The 1795-nt window shown below is 30.9% G+C and carries 1 protein-coding gene and 1 pseudogene; both read right to left on the bottom strand.

Annotation, left to right across the window (positions count from 1 at the left end; translation table 11 throughout):
- Positions 1-326: pseudogene (locus HMPREF2782_RS09710) on the bottom strand (replisome organizer); the annotation flags it as partial.
- Positions 327-408: 82 nt separating this feature from the next.
- On the bottom strand, positions 409-1479 hold the full coding sequence (locus tag HMPREF2782_RS06615) for a PDDEXK nuclease domain-containing protein (RefSeq protein WP_070641730.1): 1071 nt from the start codon (positions 1477-1479) through the stop codon (positions 409-411).
- Positions 1480-1795 lie beyond the last annotated feature (316 nt).

Genomic DNA, 1795 nt, shown 5'->3' with positions numbered 1-1795 from the left:
CCATTTTCCGTCTGATAAAGCTGTTGTTTCTGATCGATATACATTGTTGGCTTGTATCTGTCTTTTCTAATAAAGTTATTTATCTTCCAATGTGTGATGACGATAATTCCCTGATCAAAGACTATCACAAAGCCTTTGGCAATAAGTATTTTTAGGTCATCTTCATTAGCTCCGATAATTTTGATGATTTTCTTAGGATTATTTACAAAACCATCATCATCTGCCCTCATTGATAAATGAAAATACAGACATTGACTACTTAGTGGCATATCCAAAAATAAGTCGCTATCAACTATCTTTAGTGAAAACATTCTTTTATCTGCCATGCTCTCCTACCTTTCTTCAAATAAAAAAAGACGATAGTTTTTACTTCTACCGCCTTGCGTACATTTATTATGTTTTTAAAATTTATTTTAGTTCGTTTTCAATTTCTTCTATGGTTGGTAATGCTCCCTTTAAACTTTCAGGAATTAAGTTTTGTAGATGATATTCTGAAATTCCAATAGGCTCTCTTGAGCTTTCAGAAGCATATTTCGCCAATACATTATCCTTTGTCTTACAGATTAAAAGACCTATTGTTTGATTATCCCCATCTCCCTTTAATATATGGTTTACAGATGTTACATAGGTTCCAAGTTGTCCTATATCCGCAGGTTTAAATGCGGAAATTTTAACCTCCACAACTACATAGCAATGTAGCTTAATGTTGTAGAATAACATATCAATAAATTCTTCTGAATTTCCAACTACAAGTCGATATTCTCTGCCCACGAACGAAAAGCCTGTTCCTAGCTCCAATAAGAATTTTTGAATATTATCCATCAAAGCGTCTTTCAATTCTTTTTCATCATAATTTTGCCTTATAGATATAAAGTCAAAATTATACGGATCTCTCGTCATTTCATTGGCTAAATCACTTTGTGTAGCAGGCAAATTATTTGTGAAATTTGTTATTGCTTTTCCTTGTCTCTCAAATAGATCTGTATCCAAGAAATTTAAAAGCACAGCTCTACTCCAGCTATTTTCTAATGTTTTAGATATAAAGAAAAATGCTTTATTCAAATTTCCCTCACATCTATCCATAATATATCTTTGATGTCCCCATGGGATACTAAAAATCATATTAAAATCTCCACCGATTTTAGATATTTGTAAATCGTCCACAGCTTGTGGACGATTTAATGGCGAATACATTTCATAAAATTTTTTCATATATTTTAAATTAGTAACAGAAAATCCTTTAACATTTGGAATTTCATTTTTTAAATCCGAACTTAATTTTTTATAGAATCCGCTACCCCATCTGCTTTCTGCCTTTAAACTAATAATTTCTTCTCCTAAACTATAATAAAACTTTAGCATTTCAGAATTGACCGAAACTGCTGCTTTAAGTTGCCTGCTTGTATATGATTTTTTTATTTTCTCAAGCATTTTTATATATTCACTATCTCCTACAATAGCTAAATCTTTTTTATCCATTCTCATCACTCCAATCTGATTTTCTTTATTTTATTCTGTTTCTTACACCAATGGTGGGAGTTTTAATCTTTTTATCACAATCAGCTTAAGGTAAACAAGCTAATTTTATCATTACACATTTAGTTTGATTAATGTGATTATACCAAAAATGTTAAATCTTTTCTATCTCTCCCTCTCTCTCTTTATCTATCTCTATATCTTTCTCTATCTCTTGTCGGACATGGATTGGACTCATTAAGGACAATGTCCTCGTTTATTTTGTCTGTGAAAAATTCTTCTTTTAGTTTTATCCAATAATATCTTTTGTTTGTTGCCA

Origin of the sequence: Anaerococcus sp. HMSC068A02 (assembly GCF_001811125.1) — a bacterium.
In the GTDB taxonomy this organism is placed as follows: Bacteria; Bacillota; Clostridia; order Tissierellales; family Peptoniphilaceae; genus Anaerococcus; species Anaerococcus vaginalis_C.
This window is presented reverse-complemented; position numbering and strand designations above follow the sequence as displayed.